General features: G+C 44.7%; 24 protein-coding genes, 3 tRNA genes and 3 pseudogenes. 9 read left to right on the top strand and 21 right to left on the bottom strand.

Annotated features, from left to right (window positions below):
• Positions 1 to 20 precede the first annotated feature (20 nt).
• The 3 genes from JCM11217_RS13160 to JCM11217_RS13150 are packed head-to-tail and all read left to right on the top strand — an operon-like array spanning position 21 to position 1,337.
• Positions 21 to 653 (top strand): MFS transporter, encoded by a 633-nt coding sequence (locus JCM11217_RS13160; RefSeq protein WP_243678137.1) that lies wholly within the window; start codon positions 21 to 23, stop codon positions 651 to 653.
• Positions 622 to 1,044: a hypothetical protein gene (locus tag JCM11217_RS13155; RefSeq protein ID WP_243678136.1), complete on the top strand. Its 423-nt coding sequence runs from the start codon at positions 622 to 624 to the stop codon at positions 1,042 to 1,044. Before JCM11217_RS13160 ends, JCM11217_RS13155 begins: the two co-directional genes overlap by 32 nt.
• 29 nt (positions 1,045 to 1,073) lie before the next feature.
• Positions 1,074 to 1,337, top strand: a complete 264-nt coding sequence (locus JCM11217_RS13150) for a hypothetical protein (RefSeq protein ID WP_243678135.1) — start codon at positions 1,074 to 1,076, stop codon at positions 1,335 to 1,337.
• Here the strand turns inward: JCM11217_RS13150 and JCM11217_RS13145 are convergent.
• Together JCM11217_RS13145 and JCM11217_RS13140 are read right to left on the bottom strand one after the other, a co-directional pair.
• Positions 1,324 to 1,545: a dual specificity protein phosphatase gene (locus JCM11217_RS13145; RefSeq protein ID WP_243678134.1), complete on the bottom strand. Its 222-nt coding sequence runs from the start codon at positions 1,543 to 1,545 to the stop codon at positions 1,324 to 1,326. The two genes, JCM11217_RS13150 and JCM11217_RS13145, sit on opposite strands and share 14 nt — an antisense overlap.
• Positions 1,545 to 1,823, bottom strand: coding sequence for a hypothetical protein (locus JCM11217_RS13140; protein WP_243678133.1), 279 nt, complete (start codon positions 1,821 to 1,823; stop codon positions 1,545 to 1,547). Before JCM11217_RS13140 ends, JCM11217_RS13145 begins: the two co-directional genes overlap by 1 nt.
• Before the next feature lie 190 nt (positions 1,824 to 2,013).
• Between JCM11217_RS13140 and JCM11217_RS02745 the strand changes: the two are divergent.
• Positions 2,014 to 3,893 (top strand): annotated as a pseudogene (locus tag JCM11217_RS02745) (aldehyde ferredoxin oxidoreductase family protein).
• Between the two features lie 36 nt (positions 3,894 to 3,929).
• Here JCM11217_RS02745 and JCM11217_RS02740 read toward each other — a convergent pair.
• On the bottom strand, positions 3,930 to 4,862 hold the full coding sequence (locus tag JCM11217_RS02740; RefSeq protein ID WP_054841975.1) for a mechanosensitive ion channel family protein: 933 nt from the start codon (positions 4,860 to 4,862) through the stop codon (positions 3,930 to 3,932).
• A 97-nt stretch (positions 4,863 to 4,959) separates the two neighbouring features.
• On the opposite strand from JCM11217_RS02740, the gene JCM11217_RS13135 reads away from it, so the two are divergent.
• A tRNA-Ile gene (locus tag JCM11217_RS13135) sits at positions 4,960 to 5,060 on the top strand.
• A gap of 53 nt (positions 5,061 to 5,113) precedes the next feature.
• On the opposite strand, the gene JCM11217_RS13130 is transcribed toward JCM11217_RS13135, so the two are convergent.
• From JCM11217_RS13130 to JCM11217_RS02720, 5 genes and pseudogenes are all read right to left on the bottom strand, one after another.
• Positions 5,114 to 5,278: a hypothetical protein gene (locus tag JCM11217_RS13130; RefSeq protein WP_243678132.1), complete on the bottom strand. Its 165-nt coding sequence runs from the start codon at positions 5,276 to 5,278 to the stop codon at positions 5,114 to 5,116.
• A gap of 17 nt (positions 5,279 to 5,295) precedes the next feature.
• Positions 5,296 to 6,036 (bottom strand): Sip1-related alpha-galactosidase, encoded by a 741-nt coding sequence (locus tag JCM11217_RS02735; RefSeq protein WP_243678131.1) that lies wholly within the window; start codon positions 6,034 to 6,036, stop codon positions 5,296 to 5,298.
• The gene (locus JCM11217_RS02730; RefSeq protein WP_054841973.1) at positions 5,972 to 7,171 is read right to left on the bottom strand and encodes a Sip1-related alpha-galactosidase; all 1,200 of its coding nucleotides are present in this window, start codon (positions 7,169 to 7,171) and stop codon (positions 5,972 to 5,974) included. The genes JCM11217_RS02735 and JCM11217_RS02730 overlap by 65 nt, the downstream gene beginning before the upstream one ends.
• A gap of 144 nt (positions 7,172 to 7,315) precedes the next feature.
• A tRNA-Val gene (locus tag JCM11217_RS02725) sits at positions 7,316 to 7,393 on the bottom strand.
• Between the two features lie 255 nt (positions 7,394 to 7,648).
• Positions 7,649 to 9,078 (bottom strand): annotated as a pseudogene (locus tag JCM11217_RS02720) (MFS transporter).
• A gap of 163 nt (positions 9,079 to 9,241) precedes the next feature.
• On the opposite strand from JCM11217_RS02720, the gene JCM11217_RS02715 reads away from it, so the two are divergent.
• From JCM11217_RS02715 to JCM11217_RS02705, 4 genes are read left to right on the top strand one after another with little or no spacing between them, the layout of a single operon-like run.
• Positions 9,242 to 10,129 (top strand): NAD(P)-dependent oxidoreductase, encoded by an 888-nt coding sequence (locus JCM11217_RS02715; protein ID WP_054841972.1) that lies wholly within the window; start codon positions 9,242 to 9,244, stop codon positions 10,127 to 10,129.
• Between the two features lie 33 nt (positions 10,130 to 10,162).
• Positions 10,163 to 10,816 (top strand): glycosyltransferase, encoded by a 654-nt coding sequence (locus JCM11217_RS13125; protein WP_243678130.1) that lies wholly within the window; start codon positions 10,163 to 10,165, stop codon positions 10,814 to 10,816.
• Complete coding sequence (locus JCM11217_RS13120; protein ID WP_243678129.1) at positions 10,809 to 11,324, top strand: hypothetical protein; 516 nt, start codon at positions 10,809 to 10,811, stop codon at positions 11,322 to 11,324. The genes JCM11217_RS13125 and JCM11217_RS13120 overlap by 8 nt, the downstream gene beginning before the upstream one ends.
• A 46-nt stretch (positions 11,325 to 11,370) precedes the next feature.
• Positions 11,371 to 11,733 carry a hypothetical protein gene (locus tag JCM11217_RS02705; RefSeq protein WP_054841971.1) on the top strand — a complete coding sequence of 121 codons (363 nt, stop codon included), beginning with the start codon at positions 11,371 to 11,373 and terminating at the stop codon, positions 11,731 to 11,733.
• Between the two features lie 7 nt (positions 11,734 to 11,740).
• Here JCM11217_RS02705 and JCM11217_RS02700 read toward each other — a convergent pair whose 3' ends face one another.
• The 13 genes and pseudogenes from JCM11217_RS02700 to JCM11217_RS02670 form a co-directional block, all read right to left on the bottom strand.
• Positions 11,741 to 12,757, bottom strand: coding sequence for an AAA family ATPase (locus tag JCM11217_RS02700; protein ID WP_243678128.1), 1,017 nt, complete (start codon positions 12,755 to 12,757; stop codon positions 11,741 to 11,743).
• Positions 12,697 to 12,879 (bottom strand): hypothetical protein, encoded by a 183-nt coding sequence (locus JCM11217_RS13115; protein WP_243678127.1) that lies wholly within the window; start codon positions 12,877 to 12,879, stop codon positions 12,697 to 12,699. The genes JCM11217_RS02700 and JCM11217_RS13115 overlap by 61 nt, the downstream gene beginning before the upstream one ends.
• A 54-nt stretch (positions 12,880 to 12,933) precedes the next feature.
• Entirely contained in the window at positions 12,934 to 13,263 is a 330-nt protein-coding gene (locus tag JCM11217_RS02695; protein ID WP_054841970.1) for a DUF2175 domain-containing protein, read from the bottom strand.
• A gap of 106 nt (positions 13,264 to 13,369) precedes the next feature.
• Positions 13,370 to 13,681, bottom strand: a complete 312-nt coding sequence (locus tag JCM11217_RS13110; RefSeq protein ID WP_243678226.1) for a hypothetical protein — start codon at positions 13,679 to 13,681, stop codon at positions 13,370 to 13,372.
• Positions 13,682 to 13,840: 159 nt separating this feature from the next.
• A pseudogene (locus JCM11217_RS02690) lies at positions 13,841 to 14,826 on the bottom strand (FAD-dependent oxidoreductase); the annotation flags it as partial.
• 84 nt (positions 14,827 to 14,910) lie between these two features.
• On the bottom strand, positions 14,911 to 15,675 hold the full coding sequence (locus tag JCM11217_RS13105) for a hypothetical protein (RefSeq protein WP_243678126.1): 765 nt from the start codon (positions 15,673 to 15,675) through the stop codon (positions 14,911 to 14,913).
• 469 nt (positions 15,676 to 16,144) lie between these two features.
• Entirely contained in the window at positions 16,145 to 16,798 is a 654-nt protein-coding gene (locus JCM11217_RS13100) for an APC family permease (protein ID WP_243678125.1), read from the bottom strand.
• 386 nt (positions 16,799 to 17,184) lie between these two features.
• Positions 17,185 to 17,880 carry a hypothetical protein gene (locus JCM11217_RS13095; protein ID WP_243678124.1) on the bottom strand — a complete coding sequence of 232 codons (696 nt, stop codon included), beginning with the start codon at positions 17,878 to 17,880 and terminating at the stop codon, positions 17,185 to 17,187.
• A gap of 26 nt (positions 17,881 to 17,906) precedes the next feature.
• On the bottom strand, positions 17,907 to 18,104 hold the full coding sequence (locus JCM11217_RS13090; protein WP_243678123.1) for a hypothetical protein: 198 nt from the start codon (positions 18,102 to 18,104) through the stop codon (positions 17,907 to 17,909).
• Positions 18,080 to 18,943: an APC family permease gene (locus tag JCM11217_RS13085; RefSeq protein ID WP_243678122.1), complete on the bottom strand. Its 864-nt coding sequence runs from the start codon at positions 18,941 to 18,943 to the stop codon at positions 18,080 to 18,082. Before JCM11217_RS13085 ends, JCM11217_RS13090 begins: the two co-directional genes overlap by 25 nt.
• 116 nt (positions 18,944 to 19,059) lie before the next feature.
• Positions 19,060 to 19,656 carry a saccharopine dehydrogenase C-terminal domain-containing protein gene (locus tag JCM11217_RS13080; RefSeq protein ID WP_243678121.1) on the bottom strand — a complete coding sequence of 199 codons (597 nt, stop codon included), beginning with the start codon at positions 19,654 to 19,656 and terminating at the stop codon, positions 19,060 to 19,062.
• A complete protein-coding gene (locus tag JCM11217_RS13075; RefSeq protein ID WP_243678120.1) occupies positions 19,619 to 20,170 on the bottom strand; it encodes an NAD(P)-binding domain-containing protein in 552 nt (183 codons plus the stop codon). Before JCM11217_RS13075 ends, JCM11217_RS13080 begins: the two co-directional genes overlap by 38 nt.
• Before the next feature lie 162 nt (positions 20,171 to 20,332).
• A tRNA-Glu gene (locus JCM11217_RS02670) sits at positions 20,333 to 20,410 on the bottom strand.
• Between the last annotated feature and the right edge of the window lies 1 nt (position 20,411).

Raw genomic sequence — 20,411 nt, 5'->3', positions numbered from 1 at the left:
CGGCGCCGGTACGTAATCATGTGTTTGGTTACGCACCTAAACAATTAACACTTAGACAGAGCATACTTGCCGCCATTAGTACGATGCTTGTTTGGGGGGGCCTTGAGTATTACGACATCATACTCTTCGCGTCGCTAGCGCCAATACTTGAAATGTACTTCTTCCCATCAAGGGTAGCCATAGTAAGTGCCATAGAGACCTGGGGGGGTGCCTTTGCAACGACATACTTCGTCAGACCCATTGGCGCAGTAATATTTGGCTGGGTTGGTGATGTCCGTGGAAGGAGGCTGGCGACTATATCGGATGCCGCGCTCGTGGGATTAGCAACACTAGCAATAGGTTTGTTACCCACGTACTACACGGCTGGGGGGGTTATGGCGCCAATACTTCTATACTTAATGAGGGTTCTGCAGGGCATTGGACTTGGCGGTGAGGCTGGTGGTGGCGCCTCCTGGGCCCTTGAACTAACGCCTAGGGGGGGTATTAGGCCATACATAAATGGCGTTATGTACTCAGGGCTTTCCTGGGCCGTGTTCCTAACATCGTTCGTAACCCTGAGCGTTAAATCTGCGATGCACCAGGCCTTTAATGTGTATGGCTGGAGAATACTCTTCATAACAGGTGCCATACCAGCTGATAGCCTTAATAATTAGGCTCTGGGGCTCGGAATCCCTTGAGTGGATTGAGCAGGTTAGGTCTAAGGGCGTTGTTAAGGTGCCTTTAGGCGTTGTTCTTTCCCGTTATTGGGTACCATTTATAGCATTAATACTGATTAATCTTGGATTAACGATTTACTACTACGGCGGGTCGGGCTATTGGGCGTACGTAATGCCAAGAATAATTGCGCCAAAGCTTCAATTACCTGTTAATAAGGCGTATACCTGGGCCTTAGTGCTTGGTATGTATGGTGGTATAGGTGCCGTGATTGGTGAGTTACTTAGTGGATTCCTGATAAGGGCGTTGGGCCTTAGGAGGTCCTTCATTGCACCATCAACACTCCTATTGGTGTTGAGCCACTCATTGTTTACCTGGCATTCACATTAAACCCATCTTCGACTTACGCAAGCCTATTAATGGGTATACTCTTCGGATTAGCCGCAGCACCACAGACACTTTACTTCACGTCAATATTCCCAACAGAGATTAGGTGGAGCGCCGTGGCTTTTGGGTGGAACATAAATGCTTCCATAGGCCCATTAACAACGATGGCCGTAATACTATTCCTCAACTCATCGCCGAGTAATCCCATGATGCTCGCGATATATGGATCAGTCATGATGATAGTTGGCGCATTACTCGTAATACTTGGCTCACTAATAAGGACTAAGGAGTATTAGCATTCTTAATACTTCGTAAATAATGCTCAAAAGCAACGAGGGTTAAATACTGCTCATTCGTTATTGAAAACTCATCATTATACCTACCAACAACCTCGATGGCATCATCGGCGCTCAAACCCCTCCTATACATTAAGTATGCAGCTATGACGGTGGGTGACCTACCGATACCAGCATGGCAATGAACGAGAACTGGCTTACCGCTCATTATATTCTTATCAATCCAGGTAACAATATTATAAAGAACATCCTCAGGCGGTGCATAGCATCCCTCGTTGGGACGTGCAGATAATCCATGCCAAACCTCCTCAACGTATTTACATACTCATTGAAGTCCCAACCCTCCATGGCAAACTCCCACTCCTCAACGAGTATCACCACGGCCCTAATCCTCATCCTATGCCACATGGCCACCGTATCCTCATCAAGAGGCATTGACGAGCCTGCCAAAGCGCCCTCGATTACCCAGTACGGGAATTTCACCATCGCGCTTTAACACCTAAAGGACTCAGTGTTTTAATACTTATTCTCTTTAGGGATTGGTTGGGATTTTTGGCTTAGTTTATTTCATTTACTTAAATTATTGTGGTTATAATTTATGCGAATATATTTAACTGAATATTATTGAATTACCGATAACAACGCACTTAAATACCACCACTTAGTCAACTGATCTATGACAGTTTTTAGAATACTGCGAGTCGACTTATCAAGAGAGCACTTCACTGAGGAAGTGATTAAGGAAGACCTTCTAAAGAAATTCCTGGGCGGTAGGGGGGGATTAGCCGCGTACTTAGCCCTTAAGGAAATACCAAGGGGGGGCATTGACCCACTCGACCCAAGCAATAAGTTATTCATATTCTCAGGGCCATTGAGCGGTATTGCAACGATATCCTCGAGCAGGATAAACGTAACAACCAGGTCACCATTAAATGGCGTTTACACGCACTCGAATGCTGGTGGTAACTTCTCCTACTGGCTTAGGAGGTCTGGTTATGATGGCTTAATAATCGAGGGTAAGGCTGATGAACCGGTGTACCTGGTTATTAAGGATGGAGAACCAAAGCTAAAGCCTGCAAAGCACATTTGGGGGGGCAAGTGGACTGGGGGGGCCTCCACAAAGATAATACTTGAGGAGAATGGATTCCCACCAGATGAGACCAAGGCAGGCGTTGCAGTGATTGGGCCAGCAGGCGAGAACCTGGTTAAGATCTCCGGCATTAGATTTAGTGACTATGAGAGGTTTGCAGGTAGGGGGGGTGGCGTCGGCGCAGTGATGGGTAGTAAGTTACTTAAGGGCATACTAGTTTGGGGGGGTACGAGGGACCTAAGCAAGGAACTCGTTGATAGGGCTAAGTTCATGAAGGTTAACACGGATATAGTCAAGAGGATAGCGACACACGACACAACCAAGGTGCTTCATAAGTACGGTACAAATGTGTTAATGAACATAATACAATCAATAGGTGCATTACCTCACTACAACTTCGGTGGGACTGGGAAGCTTAAGGACGTTACTCCGGTCAGTGAGGAGTACATTAAGGATCACTACCCAACCGAGGTTCATGGTTGCTATAACTGCCCAATAGGCTGTACACAAATGCCTATAATTAAGTCTGGTCCATTTAAGTTCTCTGTTACGGAGAAATACGTTAAGCAAGAGTATGAGAATACCTGGTCCCTTGGACCCAACATAGGCATAACAGACCCAGAGGCTGACCTTAAGTACCAGAAGTTGGCTAATGAGCTTGGACTCGACACAATAAGCCTTGGCAACACGTTGGCGATGGCTGTGGAGCTAGCAAAGAATGGTAAGCTGAACCTAGACGTTGATTGGGGGGGTGATCCTGGCGCCATTGAGTACTTAATTTATAAAATTGCCTATAGGGATGGCGTTGGTGACGACTTAGCGGAGGGCGATTATAGGTTAGCTGTTAAGTATGGAATGCCACAATTATTTAGTGGCTCAAGGGGTCAGGGATTACCTGCATACGACCCGAGAGCACTAAAGGGCTTCGCAATAGCCTACTACACGGCTAATAGGGTGGTGACCACCTAGAGGCCTACACACCGACTTGGGAGGTGTTCGGCGTCCCTGAGAAGGTTGACCCATTCTGCGAGACGCAGGAGTGCATCGAGAAGCAGGCTAGACTCGTTAAGTGGAACCAAGACCTATTCGCGGTTGTTGACTCGACGATATTCTGCAAGTTCGAGAACCTAATGCCCAACATAGACACTGAGAAGGACTTTGCAGACCTATACAACGCGGCCTTTGGTTGGGACTTAACGCCTCAGGACGTGTTAACGATTGGCGAGAGGATATTCAATGTTGAGAGGCTGCACTGGGTTAGGGAGGGTAAGTGGGTTAAGGATGAGTTACCGCCTAGGATGAGGGAGCCAATACCGGACGGCCCAGCTAAGGGTCACTCAGCGGCTAAGATGTTTGATGAGGGAATAAAGGTGTATTATAAGCTTAGGGGGGGTTGGGTTGATGGTAAACCCACAAGGGACACGCTGAAGAGGCTAGGTCTTGAGGAATTCGAGTACTTGCTATAAAAATGCTAACTAAAATATTCATAATTAAAATTATTGTTATTGTTTGCTTAACTCGTTCCTAATCCTCACAGCCTCCCTAAGCACCAAATCCTTTATTTCCTCACCATCAGCCTTACCGTCAGCTAAAACCTCAATTATTGCCTGGTAAAGATTAGTGCTTTGCCAAGTCTCACCAACCTTAACCCTAACACTCTTAATCCTACCATCTCTAAGGGCCTCCTTAATCCTCTCCTCGAAGACCCAGGGATCAATGCTCGATGGTACGTCAATCCTAGCCCTAATACGCTTAAATGGTGCAACATCTCTATGTATTATTAAGGCGTCAAGCATCACGTAATTGGGTATGGTATATACCCAGCCACTATCACTAATAACCTCTGTGAACATCAGCGTTATATTCCTAATGACACCGGTAAAACCATTCGGCAACCCCTCATGCGGATACATAGCCCTTATTATGCCGTACCTCCAATTAACGATTGTGACCCTATCACCTGGCTTATACCTACCGGTCATTATAATTACTATACCAGCAATGACATTTGATAGCGTTTGCTGTGCGGCGAGACCAACAATAATACCAACCGCAGTGCCTGAGAAGGCGGCCACCGATAGGCCAAACTTCTCAAAGGTTATGGCCAAGGCTATTAATATAGCCACTATGAGCACGGTGTCAAGCACGAACTTGAGCACTGTACCCCCCCTAACCCTATCATACTTACTAATGTAGTCACTAATTCTCCTCCCAGTATCCCAAACGAGAACTGCACCAATGGTGACTATAATCACAGACCTAACAACACTATCGTAGGCCAGGAGAACACTCTTCCAGCTAGTGGGTATTAAGTAAAAAACAATGTTTATGTAAAGTACGTAAATTAAGGCACCAATTATGGCGAGAAGAATCCACTCAAGTAGCAACCTAGCAATAAGCCTACCAACACCAACAGCGGTATTACCGCTACCCATACCCAACACAAAAATGATACAGAATTTAATAATAAAGGTTATTCACATGATGGGCAGGGAAGAAAAGCATAAAAACACGAATAAGGCATTAACCTGAGGGCCCGTAGCTCAGCCAGGTTGGAGCGCCCTGGGGCGGCAGCCCCCCCGCGTACGGCTGATAACCGGGAGGTCCCGGGTTCAAATCCCGCGGGCCCACCAATCACGGCATTGTTTTTCCAGGAAACTTAATTACATCGTATTCTTAATATCCATTAAACTTCAATAATATCACCAGCTTTAACGTTGGCCTTATTCAATGTATTATCTTTAACGTACAGTAGCGTACCCTCGTCCCTAACCCTTGCAATAATTCTGTCGTTTATCTTAATAAGATTTAATGGGTATGGTGGTAATACCTTCTCTGCCATACCTATCACGGTCTTGTTACCATTAATTAATGCGCTAGCACTATTACTTCTACCTCAAGTTCATTTAGCTCAACCTTAATTGAACCACTAGCCTCAATGATCCCCCCCCACTCACCAGTAATAACTTTATAGTATGCGTATCGACCGCTTAATCTCATGGGCATGTTATCTAACTTAAACTCCTCACTAATTCTTAGGCCATCACTATTAATGTTCATGAACGCAATTACTGGGTATCCATTAACCGTTGACGCAAGTTTGAGAAGCACAGCCTCATTATATGGGTCCCTAAATAGGATATCCCTCGTGGGCAGTGCGGGTTCATCCACCCTAATAACTTCACCATTACTGAGTGTGATCCATTTAATTAATTCGACATCAGTCCTTTCCGGTTCACGATCAGCGATATAAATAGGGCCTCCGCTGAAAACCCTCGTTACTGCCATTAACCTGGTTGATTGGTCATAACTCATCCACATATCATAATCAGGATACGCAAAGTGACTGTAGAGCAGGCTATTGTAAACGCTCCATAACGTGTGTAACTTAGCATCTGCACGCCACATTGGTATGTAGTCCTGGGAAACCCTCATGGCATTACTCAGTGCGTAATTACTGTAGTTCCCAGGAGCCATATCCATGCAATTCAATACGTCTAAGCCATTCGAGACGGCGGCTAATTGAAGAGCTAATTCAATAGCCCTAGAGGCTTCGGCATCGTTTACAAAGCCCCCAATAAAGCCTATGGATAATCCACTGATTATCAACCTTCACAAAACCAAAACCCTCAACCTTGAGTACCCTGAACCAAGCATCATAGAGCTTAAACGCACCCTCAAGATTGGGCATGGGTACGTAACCCTCACCCACCCTATAACCCTCCACACCTAGTGATTTCAGGAAGTCCTCAGTAACGCCTCTCCAGTGCATATTTACTGTAAACCATAATCCAACATCCTCAATGCCTAAAGCCTTCAACTCATCTATAAGGGCCCTAAAACCCTTGGGAAACCTAGACATGTCCGGCTTAACACTATTGAGGATTCCGTTCCTCAACTCCTGCCAACCATCATCAATCAAAACCCACCTAATTGGCACACCCCCCCTATCCCTAAGACCCTTAACAATTCTCACAATATTCTCATGATTCAAATCCTCCGTTAATAGGGCATTCCAACTACACCACCCTAACCCGTTCATGAACCTCGGCCTAACCTTACTCCTTCTATGCTTGATGGGAGTAACCATTGAGGCTAGTTTAACGGCGTTCTCAACAGCCTCATAAGGATCCCTACTAATGCCCACTACCAAGGGCCAACCCTTAATGTTTTGGCTAGGCTTACCGGTGAACGTTACTAGTTTAGGACCAGGCCCTATGAAGCCCGTTAATTGATCCGAGGACAGCGCTAAGTAGGCTCTGTATGAATTACCTAGCTTAGTTAATAGAAATACTGTGTAAGGCGGTATTTTACCAGGGTCTCTTGGAAACATTGGAAACGCCCAGCTATTAACTGAGTCATGCTCCCACTTACCAACGTAGTTAATATCACCTGGATACTCAGGTCTTTCGGGTGGTGGTTCGGATTTCGGCATCTTACCCTGGGCAATATAATTATAGTAATTGAAGGCTTTGTTCATGAAAGAACCTGAAAGATTTAGGAGGGTTAAAGCTAATAGGCCCTGGGCCTGTTCATCAAGGTCAAGGTCCATTAAGACTGGATACTCATCTAGGTCGGTTCCACCGGATCTTACGGATATTTCGATTATACTTCCATAATCATACTTCAATATATTGAGAGAAAGCTCGGAACTACATAGTCTAAAGGAGCCTTCAAGAACCTTAAACGTGCATTCCTCACCATCAACAAACCTCACAATTAATGACCCTTCAGACAAGCCCACATCCTATCCATGGCAGTCCTAAATTATTAAATGCAATGTTCCCTTAGATGCTGCATTACGCAGTAATTCTCATAAAACATGTGTACCCTTAATGAAACAATGAAACTCGCTCCAATTAAGTAGGGAATGAGGATTTATCAATCATGGTGGGCCCGCCGGGACTTGAACCCGGGACCTCCCGCTCGTAAGGCGGACATCCTAACCAGGCTAGACTACGGGCCCGGGTGATTGGCTTCATGAAGAATTTAAGTTTTTTGTCCGTTGCCTTATGTAAAGGCGTGGATTCTACTTATTTGCATGTTGTATTTCCTCCTCGTATATGTATACCTGCCCTCTCAATGCTGATGCTATTGCTGCTGTGAAGGCTAAGGCTGAGCTTATGTAGAAGAGGATGTGTAGTGAGTCCATAAATGCCGGGGCTATGGCGTTTGGGAACCAGGTTAGCTAGTTATTGTGTTTATTGCCTGCTGTGGTGTGTCATTTATTATGTTTTGCGGTATCATCGAGAGCATGGTCCTTATTGGGTCGTAGCCCAGGAACGCAGCGAATAGGGCGACTGTCGGTGGTATTCTGGTTATGTACGGTATTAATGCCGTGGCCCCCCGCACTAGACAGTGCATTAGCCAGTGCCTGTGGTAGGTAGTTCGTGAAGGCCAGTATGACTATTGTGAAGGCCAGGGCAAAGCTTATCGCCTGCGCCGTGTTTTGAAGTGTAGTCCTCATGCCATTCGCGGCGCCCCCCCTGTGTTGTGGCGGTACGCTGTTCATTATTGAGGCTGTGTTTGGTGATGAGAACATGCCATTGCCAACACCGATCATGAAGATGACCAAGGCAAATACCCAGTACTGGAAGTTGTAGGGCATTGAGGCTAGGATTAGGAATCCAATGCCCATTATGACCATGCCGAGGGTCGCCAATAACCTGGGCCCATACCTATCCGAGAGCCAACCACTCACCGGGCCAGTTAGTAGGAAGCCCAGCATTAGTGGTATTAGGTATATTCCAGCCCAAAGCGGTGTATCTGCGTAGGGAATGCCATGAAGCGGTAGCCAAATGGCTTGCAGCCAAAGGGTTAGCATTATCATTAAGCTACCATAAGCTAGGAATCTAAGTGTCGTAGCTAATGTGGCTGCTGTAAACATCCTAATCCTGAATAGCTCGAGCCTAAACATCGGCGCCTTAACCCTTACCTCAATGAATGGGAATAAGGCTAGGAATGCGAAACCCAGCGCGAAGGAAGCTATTACCAATGGGCTGTCCCAACCCAGTGGTGATGAGCCGTAGGGTGCAAGTCCGTAGGTCAGCGCAAGTAGGATTAATGTTAATCCGATGACGAATGTTAGGTTGCCTAGCCAATCAATCTCCTCCCTAACTGGTTTCCTGATCTCCTTAAGCCTTAGGTAACTCCACACGGTACCGAAGATCCCGAAAGGCACCGATACGAGGAATACGTACCTCCAGTCATAAGTCGCTAACACACCACCGATTATTAACCCAGCCAGCTACCCGCCAAGCCAGCCACCTGATTAGTGCCTAATGCGAAGCCCCTTTCATTGGGTGGGAACGCATCCGTTAATAAGGCAGCGCTATTAACCATTAGTAACGCACCGCCCACGGCCTGGACCAACCTAAAGATTATGATCTCCAGCGCACCTAAGTAGCCGGTGTTTGGTGTAAGGTATAGTAGTACCGAGCATATTGTGAATATTAGGAAGCCAAGGTTATAGAGCCTCACTCTACCATACATATCACTTAGCCTGCCTAGTGTGACTAGGAGTGATGCTGTGACGAGGCTGTAACCCATTAAGACCCATAGTAGGTACTGGAAGGCGCTTGGGCTTAGTGGGTTTATCCTAATTCCATTGAATATGGCTGGTAGTGAGATTATGACTATCGTGTTATTCATGAATGCGAGTAATGTACCAATGGTGGTATTAGAAAGGACAATCCATTTATACTGCATCAGGTCATGCTTATGACTTAGAAACTATAAATCACTTACTCCATGCACGGGTAATTACAGCCCGAGATTGTTATTTAAACCGGGGGGGAGTAACGCTGGGTGTGGTATGACCAACGTTAGAGTTGGTCTCATAGGTCTCGGCGTAATGGGTTGGAGAATCGCTAAGAACCTAAGAGAGGCGGGCTTATTAATTGGGGGGGTCTATAATAGGACGTTTGATAAGGCCCTAAGGTTTAGTAGGGAGTTTGGTGTTGAGGCCTTTAAGACACCGAGCGAGCTTGCCAAGGCATCTGACGTGATAATCACAATGCTTAGTGATGATGAAGCTGTTAAAAACGTTATTGCAGGTAACGATGGCGTATTGAGCGGTTTAAGACCTGGCTCTTTAGTGATTGATATGTCCACAATATCACCAAGCGTTTCAATAGAGCTTGCAAACACCATTAAGTCAAGGGGGGGTGGTGAGATGGTTGATGCGCCAGTGATTGGGACTTCCGTGGCTGTTGAGAGAAAGGAGATAGTTGTGCTTGTTGGTGGTTCTGAGGAGGCATTTAATAGGGCTAAGGATGTCCTGCAGTATACCGCTAAGACCATAATTCACGTTGGGCCGAACGGCTTCGGACTCTACGCTAAGCTCATAAACAATGCCTTGCTTGGTTCCTACGTCGTTGCCTTAGCCGAGGTTGTACAATTAGGTAAGGCCTTTGGTTTGAGTGATTCAATCATTTTAGATGTATTGACTAAGTTATCGAGTGCGAGATCACCAACTTCCGAGTTGAAGGTTCCTAAGATGCTCAGTGGGGGGGATTACTCAGTTCAGTTCGCCCTTAAGCACATGCGTAAGGACCTGGACATAGTTAATAGGGAGGCCTCGATGCGTGGTGTTCCAATACCAATGGCGTCATTGGCCCTCCAGTTCTATAGGATGGCCGAGAAAATGGGCCTTTCCGAGGAGGACTTTGCCGCCGTTCTGAAGGTATTGACTAAGCAGTAATAGCTTAAAAATCGTTATCGTAATCCCTCATTAATGATAATACCATTATTACTAATATTAATGATAATTGGCACATTAATTATCACTGCCTCGGCATTATCCTCACTACTATCCCTTTACTTCGAAATTAGGTACTGGAGGAGTAGGAAGAAGGTCAATAGGCTGACCAACAATGGTAATTATCCCTGGGTTACCGTGATAATGCCCATGAGAGGTTTGGATCAGAATCTTAGGAGCAACGTCATTAGTGTTTTGGATCAGGATTATCCAGGCCGTAGGAGCTATATCTTTGTATTAGATAGTGATGATGACCCTGCGTATGGTATCATTAAGGATTTGATTAAGGAGTTTAATGTTGATGCCTCGATATTAATTAACAGGGGGGGTGGGCGTAGTAAGGGTGAGGCGTTGGCCTTTGCCTTAAGTCGCGCAGGTAGTGATGTAGTTGTTTTCGTAGATAGTGATGCCCTTGTTCATAGGCATTGGCTTAGGAACTTAGTATCTTCATTAGTTAATGGCTCGGGCGCAGCCACAACTTATAGATTCTACGTACCACTTAGGAGACTTGGCCTTGGCTCATTATTAAGGGCTAGTTTTAACATGATTGGTATCACGGCAATGCAGAATCCAGTGGCTAGGTTTACCTGGGGGTGGCTCTACGGCTATTTGGAAATGGATATTGGATAAATGGAGGATCCGTGATTACCTGCCTTACTACCTTAGTGATGACTACGTAATCACGCACTTTATGCATAGGGAGGGCTTGACCATAGACTTTGTCCCCGAATCCCTGGTTTTGACGCTTGAGGATATAGACATTAGGGAGGCCTTTACCTGGTCTGTTAGGCAATTGTGGTATGTCAGGGTTTATGGGTTTAGAGGGTTCTTACTATATGCTGCGTCTTACACATTGTATGTTATCACGCTGCCCATTGCCGTGTCCCTCTCACTCGTTAATACGTGGTTTCTCGCCCTTGGACTTTTACCCTTTATTCTTGGCGTGGTAAAGGATTACGTAAGGGTAAGCAGTATTAGGGCACTTGATGAATTCTATGGTGTTAATATAACGAGGATGTACTTAATACTCCTTGCTCTAACGTCAATACTGAACGTCTACTTCTCCTGGCTTGCAATTATTAAGACAATGTCCACTAAATCAATTAATTGGAGGGGGCCGTGTATTCACGGTGATTGACGCCGCGAGGTTAATGAGAGAGAAACCCCCCCTTGGGTGATTTTTCATGGTTAATGTCCGTGAAGCCTTTTGGGCCATGGTCAGAAACCCACAGCTATTGATTAATTACTTAAGAGATCTTGGCATTGATATTAGTGAATTTTGTAGGGAGGAGCCTATCAGGGAGTTTAACTGTCCGCCAGGTGAGAATGATGACTTTAGGATTAGGTTTTTCGTGGTCTCGTACATATACCTGAAGGTGCTGTATCAGGAATTGAGGGAGTTAGGAACTTCCGGTGTATTTGTGGAGGGGGGGTTAAATGAGCTTATGGGTGATGTACTGACTGATATGCGATTGTATGACGCGCCACCTAAACTTATGAATGCCGTGGTTTCCATAGTACGCGATATACTGAAATTAGCTAGGTGAATCAGCATTATCGTTTATTCTCTGTTAATGCATCCTCAAGTCTCTTTAATAACTCCTCAAGCTCCGCAATTTCATCGGCGTATAGTTTAGCCATTACATCATCCCACTTACTCTTTATTTGATTTAATAATTCCTTGGCGTCCCTTATCCTCTGCCTAGCCTCATCATAAACCTCATTATTTATCAGAGCCTTAGCCTCACTAAGTAGCTCGCTAAGCCTTAATAGATCCTCAGGCATGTGAACTGTTGCGAAGGAATTATACTCATTAAGTTGATCCTTATTATTAACTAGATACCTCAATACCTTTATCGTACCCACCCTTAACAATGCTGGTGTCAGTTCAACTCGGCCTATGTCTATACCGTGTAGCATTAGGTACGTGGCCACGTACATGGGCACCTTAACCCTAGTCCTGTTACTAATTGGTATGTGCTCCACGTAATTGGCTATTATTGGACTTATTATTTTCGAAATGTCCTTTATGTGATCATATACGTATTGCGTAATTATCTTATTAACGGCCTGCACATCATCCATCGTGGCCAGGGGGGGCTCCATCCTCTCCAGGTCCATCCTCAATTCCCAACCCTTTACTATTAATGGCTCGGTATCGTCAGGACTAACCCACTCGGTGAACACCCTCAGTGGGAATCTATCATATAGTGCCTGCAGTTCCTCCTCATCAGGTATTCTATTACTTGCACCAAAGACCGTCCAGGTCTTCACTGGGACCACCTTCTCACCATCATAGACAACCCTCTCATTCAATATGGACAATAGAGTATTCAGTATCGCACTTGAGGCATTGAATATCTCATCAAGCAGTGCGAATTCGCTTTCAACAATCGAGTTTGCGTATATCCTCTCCACCTTACCATCAAGTAGCTTGGCAATGTTTATTGGGCCTAGGATCTCCTCAAGGTCTGTGAACTTCGTTAACTGCCTATAAAACCACTTGGCATTTAATAACTTAGACAGTGCGTATACCAATGTTGTCTTTGCGGTACCTGGTGGACCAACCAATAAGTAGTTTTCCCTGGATAGGTAGCCATTAACGCACCGAGGACCTCATTCTCGTACTTAAAGAACATGTTATTCAACTTTACATACACATTCCTAATCCTATCAAAGTAACTCTCACTCACGATTTAATACGTTAAATACTAGAATTTAAACGTTCCTCATAAATTAAGATATGATTAAGCACTGCCATAAAGTATCCTATTTAACTCACTCATAAGCTTAGCCATCTCACCCTCAATAATCTTCCTCCTAGCCACGAGCGTTTGTCTTAACTCGTCAGAGGAAGCCCTGGTCTCAAGCTCCTTAATCTTAACAATACCATCCGCCAGATAATCCAGCAGCTCAAGCATAACATTTACATCCTCAGGGACACTCCCACCGAACCTGTCCCTAACCTCAGCCCTAAAGCACTCCCAATGAATTGGGCCTTGCCTAGTGAACGTAAACTTCATACCCTCAACAATCTCCTCACCACACCTATAACACTTCCATACCTTCCTACTCATACGCTTCCCACCACACCAATGGATTTATTTTTCCTTAGTTGGTTTCTAAATTAAGTGAATATGTAATTATTCTTTTAAATAATTATAAATAGTTATGAATATATAATCACAGTGAGAACCTAATGGCAGCCCTGTCAATGGACTCGAATATCGTCGGATGCTGATGCGCAAGTAGCGCTATGTCCTTAACTCTGGCGTTTACGGCTACCGCTAATGCTATCTCATTAATAATTAGCGAAGCAGCCTCGCCATAAACGACACCACCAATAACCCTCTGGCTCTCCCTCTCAATAATTAACTTAACCCAGCCCTCCCTAACACCCATTATTTGGGCGTAGGCATCATCTTCGAGTGGGTATGACACGGTTACGTAATTAATGCCCCTAGCCTTAGCAGCATCCTCATTTAAGCCAACCATGGCCGCCTCTGGTTCCGTGAATATAGTCATTGGTATTGAGTTGAAGTTAATCTCGTAAATGGGCATGCCGTGTAGTATATTCCATGCCGCAACCACGGACTCCTTAACAGCTGCGTGATAGAGCATGTACTTGCCAATTACATCACCGGCCGCATAGATGTTTGGCGCCTTAGTCCTCATCGATGACTCGACCTCGACATGCCCCTTCTCAATAATGCCTAACCTATCAAGCCCCCTCCACATAGGGCTTCCTACCGACTGCCATTATAACCTCAGAACCGGCCACATAACCCTTACTGCCATCTGGTCTCTCAAACTCAACGATCTTCTGCCACCCTCGCTCCTAATACCAACGACTTCGAGTTCGTGAGAACCTCAACACCCTTAGACCTTAGCTTCTCCTCAATCTTGGAAACAATCTCGTTATCCCAACCAGCCAGTATCCTAGGTAACATCTCGACTATTGTTGCCTTGATACCCATGGAACCAAGTACTGAGGCGACCTCAACACCTATGTAACCACCGCCTATAATCACAACATCGTTCGGTATCTTCCTATAACTCGTCTTATAACCAAATAATTCCTGACTACCAATGGCGAGGTCAGCGCCTGGTACGGGTATTCTAATTGGCACTGACCCAGTCGCTATTAGCAGTTGTTTTGCTTCAACATCCTTAGTCCAGGAACCATCTACAGCCCTAACCCTAACCCTATGCTCATCAATGATCTCGGCAATACCTTTAACGAAATCCACATTCTCGTGCTCCTTAATCTCCCTAATGTGCTGTAGGTATCTAATGTATTGTATATTATCCTTATGATCAATCGCGTTCTCCCAAAGAACCCTAACTGCATTTATGTCCTTATTACCAACGCTGTTTAGTATACCCCTTATCTTCTCCATTAGGTAGATCGTCATGTAAACAGCCTTAGACGGTATACAACCCTCGTATAGGCAATTACCACCGAGGTTTCCCTTATCATCAACCATCAAAACCTTAAGACCGCCCTTACTTAACTCGAAGGCTCCGTGATAACCACCTCCTCCACCACCTATAACAACGACATCGTACTTATCCAGCTTTGGTGGATCCTCAAACTCACTATCTGTGGGTGGGAATGCGGGGGGGTATTTACCGAGCACGAATATGACAGAAAAGTGCCGGGTTTATTTGTTTTTAAGTCAAAAATTTGACTAATTAAAAGAGATATTTAATTAATTAAAACGCTAGACACCGCCAAGCTCCCTTAACGCAACGACTAGGTCCTCGGTTAATATACCGCTGTAGGAACCGTAGAGGTATAGCCCAAGGGCTACAAGTGCGGCTATTATGGTATCCCATGGGAATGGTATTATAGGCGTCTGGAAGACGCTGAAGGAGCCCAGGAATGATAATACGAATGCCGCGAATATCGTAGCCACAACCCACCAACCAGCCCTCACATGCTTCATGGCTGTTTCACGATCCTTAGCCGTGGAGGCGACGTACAGCGTAAACCCAACAGTCGCTGTTGCCATCACAACTACGTAAGTTACAAAATCAATTATGTGCGTAGGCTGCAACTTAAGCATTGTGACCGGGGGGGATGAGGCAGGCCAACCAGTTGGTGCAGCGAATGGTAGGTATATTAGGTAATACGTGGCCACAATAAGCACAATCCAATATACCACACCAGAGACTATGCCGGCAACCCTGCTCGCACCGTATCTATTAACCATCGTGTACATGTAGAATAATGGTAAGCCGGCGAGTATCAAGGCTATTGCGAACCATAGGTAGTAAAAGGTTGACCAGTAAACAATTAGGAATGCGGCTATTGTAGCTATTGCGCCGATCACGGAAGCAGCGGGTAACTTAATTGGCCTATTAGCGTTTGGCGCTGTCCTTCTAAGTGTCATTAACGATGGACCGCTAATTATGTATGTGAACACAGTCGTCGTAGTTATGAATGATGATATTGCAAACCAGGTTGGGAATGGCAGTAAGAACAATAGTCCAAGTATTAATGCGGCAATTGTTGGCCATAGTGGGATCTTATACCTATTTAGCTTTAGGAATGCTGATGGTAAGTGACCGTCGCTGCCATGCCATATATTGTCCTTGCGGTTGTGCCTATGTATATCCAGCCTGTGCCTGATGGTGAGACTATGGCATCTATTAATAGGATTATTGCAAACCCAGCCAGTATTGCTATGCCGCTGGTAGCCATTATTTCATAGAATGGGCCACTACTTAACACCGAGGAGGATAACGCCTGCCAATTACCTGGACTAACCTTGGCAGCGCTCCAATTGACTGCGCCCACGAACGCCACCTGGAGCATTACGTAAATGAACATCACGATAGCATAGCCAAGTATCGTACCCCAAACCACGTCAGTCGCCTTCTTAGCCTCACCACTATAATCAATGCCCTGCCTAAAGCCGAGGTAGGCATAGGCGATGCCTGTGGTTGGTATTGCTAGGAAAACCGCAGACCAACCATACGGTATGAAACCGCCAGCAAGCCTGAGAAGTTTACGGTATGCATTGCGAGCGCCATCAGCAAGATGAAGGTTAGTGATGGTATTATTAGTTTCCACCAACCAACGCCAGTATTCGTCTTACCCATAACATGAACGCCATACCAATTAAGGAAGAAGAAGAACACCACTAATACAGCAGCCACCAAGGTGCCCAGTGGCGTTAATAAGCCATTAGACATTAACTGCGGTAGATAACTCGACATATAGGTCACGGCAGCTATGGCCTCGGACGGCGCGACCGTGACAGCACTTAGGAAGTAAGCCCAACCCATTATGAATGAGGCAAAGCCACCATGGGTATACTGCGGATACCTAACAATACCACCACTTTTAGGAAGCATGCCACCAATCTCTGCATAGGCCAGGGCTATGAAAATCATAAGAAAGCCGGCAATTAACCAGGAAAGAATGGCAGCAGGGCCTGCCGTAGATGCCGCACCAAGTGACCCAAATAACCAACCACTGCCAATCATTGCACCAATTACCAGGAACGCAATATCCCATTGACTCAGGGCCCTCCTTAACTGCTTATCGCTTTGAACAGCTTTACTTTCTCCAACCTCAGGCCCTGCCTCAGGTGGGTTCGCCATGAAATTACTTTTCATAATGATCTTTTAAAGCATTTCCTCCTTATAGAATAGTAAAAATTAATGATAAACATTATTATTTTTCCTACATACTAATATATAGATAACGAATATTAGAAATAGAAAATAAGGAAAAAGAGAAAAAGCGCTGGATTTAAACTTACCATGAGTATTCCTTAGTACATAAAATGTCCAATAACTGACAAAGACAATAATTTATTTTAATAATAAATTAAGGTTATAAAATTAAATAATATGCTTAAGAATAAATTTAGAGTTTATATTTTGTGCTAAATTTATTGATTAAACAGAAAAATGATCATTATCATTTGATCAATAGAAAAATAAAAGAGCACGGTTTAATCTTTATCGCATATATTTATTCCTATTTATTCTATTGGTAATCCCTTCTCCTTTACCTGCTTTAGATCCTTTGTTTCATAGGCTAGGTTTACGGCTATGAAGTAGACCACTAGGCTTAGTATTGCGAATGTTACGTAGTCCCATGGATATGGTATTAACGGCGTTGATAATGGACCTAACGAGCCTACGTATGATATTATACCCAGCAACACATTATATATTGGTACCCAGAAGGCTGCCTTAACATCAGGATGCCTCGACCTAAACCATAGATAGAGCAAACTCAGTATTTGAACTAGGGAGATTAGCGTCCAATAAACAGCGAATGAACCAATCACGCCCAGACCAGTAAACCAGTTCAGGTACCAACCAGCGATTAATAATGATGAAATCACCCAGTAAACCACTGCAAATATTACCGATGCCGCACGTGTTAATTTAATCTCTGACCTATACGGACCAAGAATTAATAGTGGGAACCCAAGTATGACGCCTGCTATTATTGCATTGACGTAGGACCAGCCAGACCAATAAATAAGCAATGACGCAACAATGAAGCTAAGTGGGTAGAAGATGTACCAAGCAGGTGGGTTAAATGGCCTCTTTATATCAGGAGCTAATTTCCTAAGTGCATGATTAGTTACACCGACCTGTAAGTATCCATAAATGGTCATCACTGACGAATAAGACATTATCGCATACCACGTTGGGAATGGCGCCATAAACGCTATGCCTATTACTGCGGCGATTATAAGGCTATCCAGGGTGTTTGAAACCTCCTATGTATTCTTGAGAAGAACTCAGGTATGTAACCAACCCTGGACATACCGTATATGTTCCTACCGCTGGTTCCGACATAAACGGCTAATGTGCCTGCGGGAGAAACGACAGCATCAATTAAAAGCAATATGGCGAGACCCATTAATATCGGTATTCCAGTTGCCATAGCCTCACTGGCGAATGGATGAGCTTGCCAACTGCTTGATGCGAGCGCTTGCCAATTACCGGCTCTACACCAGCTGCTTTCCAATTAATCGCACCTATAAATGCAATCTCAAGTAATATATAAAGTATTATTGCAGATATCAATGCAAGTATGGTACCTAACGGTACATCCCTCTGCGGATTCTTGCCTTCACCGGCATATTCAAGACCTTGCCTAAACCCTTCATATGCCCAAACAATGCCTGTAGTAATCATACCAGCAAAGACCGCCGAGTAACCATACGGTACAAAACCACCTGGTAACTTACCAATTACATAATCCGGGTGAAAGTATAATGCGATTAGCAATATTATTGTTAAGCCGGGTATCAATATTTTCCAGGCGGTTATGAACCTATTGAACCAACCATAGACATTGACACCAATTAATTGAATCGCAAGAAAGACCAAAACTAACAATGCCGCTACGACTAAACCAAGTGGTGTTAATACCCCAATGGACGAATTCCAAAACTGCGGTACATAGTAACTGGCATATTCGACGATAGCCACCGCCTCAACACTAACGGTGGTAACAGCACCCAACGTATATGCCCAAGCCAATAAGTAATTACTGATCGTGCCATGACTATAATGGTTATACCTAGCTAAAGAACCACTAAATGGGAAGAGACCGCCAAGCTCCGCGAAGGGAAATACCATGAATATAAAGAACACGCCAGCTATTATCCAAGAGAGGAGTGATGCTGGCCCCCCCATTGCACCAGCAGCACCTAATGCCGCAAACAACCAACCACTACCAACCATACCCGTAAATGCCAACATGAAATAATCAGTCACGGTTAAAGCTCTCCTAAGTCGAACCTGAGATTGAGCATTCGAGGTCATATTAAAGATTCATTTTTAAATAAATAAAAAATTTAAGTTTTATCATTGTCCAATATATAATTTATTTATTATTCTATCATTGTTTTTGTTTTGTATATTTTTATGTTCTCTTTCCTTAATGCGTTTATTACTTGGTTTAGTATGGATTTATTCCTCATGTACGCCTCCTCAATTGGTGTTAACCCCTCGCCCTTTATCTCGCCCTTGGCCACTAGGTCCGCCACAATGGCTGCTGTGAAGCCCGTGAGCCTAGCCATTGATGTGAAGCCTCCCTGGGCATAATCAACACCCTCGAACCTAACGATTGCCTTATCACCATTTAATTCACCCCTCGCCTCAACAACCATTATTGAGAAGTCATTAGTCCCTGGCCTCAATAACTTAGAGAAGATGTACTTAGCTGTCTCAAAATCACTCAAAAGTCCTAATTCCCTGAGAGCCCTCACTGCATCCAAGTGTTTCCTCCACCTAATAGTCCTCTCGTAGGCGTTTCTTAAGGTCCTGAAGTACTTGGGTAATGTAATTAATAGCGTGCTTAGACCATCAGTGTAGAACTCCGCGAATTCGCCCTCAACAAGCCAAGTGCTGAAGTCAAAGATCTCCGTAAGTGGCTCAACATTGACTACCTTACCATCTAATGATTGTTGCAGGCCTAACGTACTCATCAACCGTACTCTCAAGGGAGAAGAGGAGCTCGTAATAAAGCGGTGGCTTTGGATCAACAGGATTACCACCAACGTGAATACCAACCTCCTCCACCCTCTCTAACTCACTGGCCGCTGCCATGGCTAGCAAGTTAGTTAGACCAGGAGCCCAGCCACAGGCTGGGATAATAATGGATCCACTACTCAACTTACGTGCTAAATCCTCATTATACTTCCACATGAATATTAGGTCAATAATGGGTTTACCAAACTCATGAAGTCCAAGGACTACTTGGTCAGCTATTGACTGTGGAACTGCGCTGATGATTACGTCATTATTATTGGCGATGCGTCTTAAATCCTCATAATTACTGATATCAGCCTTAACGGCATTGTTAACGCCAAGCCGCCTAGCCTCATTGATAGCCTCATCACTGATGTCATAACCATTAACAACATGACCAGTATGCCTAACCAAGTAATAAGCAATCGCACGACCCATAGGACCCAAACCAACAACACCAATTGAAACCACGAGATAACGAGCAGGCGATGAATTTTAAACTTTTCATGGAACGCTCATATGATAAGAACTTAATTGAATTATATTATTTCTACGTCTATGTACGCAGTGCCACCTCGCTTAAGATGATAATTAGTTAATCAAGGATTACATAAGGGATTATAAATTGAAAATTGGTGCCCCGGCCGGGATTTGAACCCGGGTCACGGGCTCGAGAGGCCCGCATACTTGACCGGGCTATACGACCGGGGGG

Origin of the sequence: Vulcanisaeta distributa JCM 11217 (assembly GCF_001316005.1) — an archaeon.
Taxonomy (GTDB): Archaea; Thermoproteota; Thermoprotei; order Thermoproteales; family Thermocladiaceae; genus Vulcanisaeta; species Vulcanisaeta distributa_B.
The sequence above is the reverse complement of the archived record's forward strand: the minus strand, read 5'-3'. Positions and strand labels throughout refer to the sequence as shown.

Bases quoted from the DNA above. Each gene is read 5' to 3' on its own strand.
- JCM11217_RS02740 (WP_054841975.1), bottom strand. From the start codon at position 4,862: ATGGGTAGCGGTAATACCGCTGTTGGTGTTGGTAGGCTTATTGCTAGG.
- JCM11217_RS13140 (WP_243678133.1), bottom strand. From the start codon at position 1,823: ATGGTGAAATTCCCGTACTGGGTAATCGAGGGCGCTTTGGCAGGCTCG.
- JCM11217_RS13110 (WP_243678226.1), bottom strand. From the start codon at position 13,681: ATGGTTGGCTTAAATGAGGATGCTGCTAAGGCTAGGGGCATTAATTAC.
- JCM11217_RS02715 (WP_054841972.1), top strand. From the start codon at position 9,242: ATGACCAACGTTAGAGTTGGTCTCATAGGTCTCGGCGTAATGGGTTGG.
- JCM11217_RS02705 (WP_054841971.1), top strand. From the start codon at position 11,371: ATGGTTAATGTCCGTGAAGCCTTTTGGGCCATGGTCAGAAACCCACAG.
- JCM11217_RS13090 (WP_243678123.1), bottom strand. From the start codon at position 18,104: ATGGCAACTGGAATACCGATATTAATGGGTCTCGCCATATTGCTTTTA.
- JCM11217_RS13100 (WP_243678125.1), bottom strand. From the start codon at position 16,798: ATGGCGAACCCACCTGAGGCAGGGCCTGAGGTTGGAGAAAGTAAAGCT.
- JCM11217_RS13095 (WP_243678124.1), bottom strand. From the start codon at position 17,880: ATGGCGCCATTCCCAACGTGGTATGCGATAATGTCTTATTCGTCAGTG.
- JCM11217_RS13145 (WP_243678134.1), bottom strand. From the start codon at position 1,545: ATGAGCGGTAAGCCAGTTCTCGTTCATTGCCATGCTGGTATCGGTAGG.
- JCM11217_RS13125 (WP_243678130.1), top strand. From the start codon at position 10,163: ATGATAATACCATTATTACTAATATTAATGATAATTGGCACATTAATT.
- JCM11217_RS13080 (WP_243678121.1), bottom strand. From the start codon at position 19,656: ATGAGTACGTTAGGCCTGCAACAATCATTAGATGGTAAGGTAGTCAAT.
- JCM11217_RS02695 (WP_054841970.1), bottom strand. From the start codon at position 13,263: ATGAGTAGGAAGGTATGGAAGTGTTATAGGTGTGGTGAGGAGATTGTT.
- JCM11217_RS13150 (WP_243678135.1), top strand. From the start codon at position 1,074: ATGGGTATACTCTTCGGATTAGCCGCAGCACCACAGACACTTTACTTC.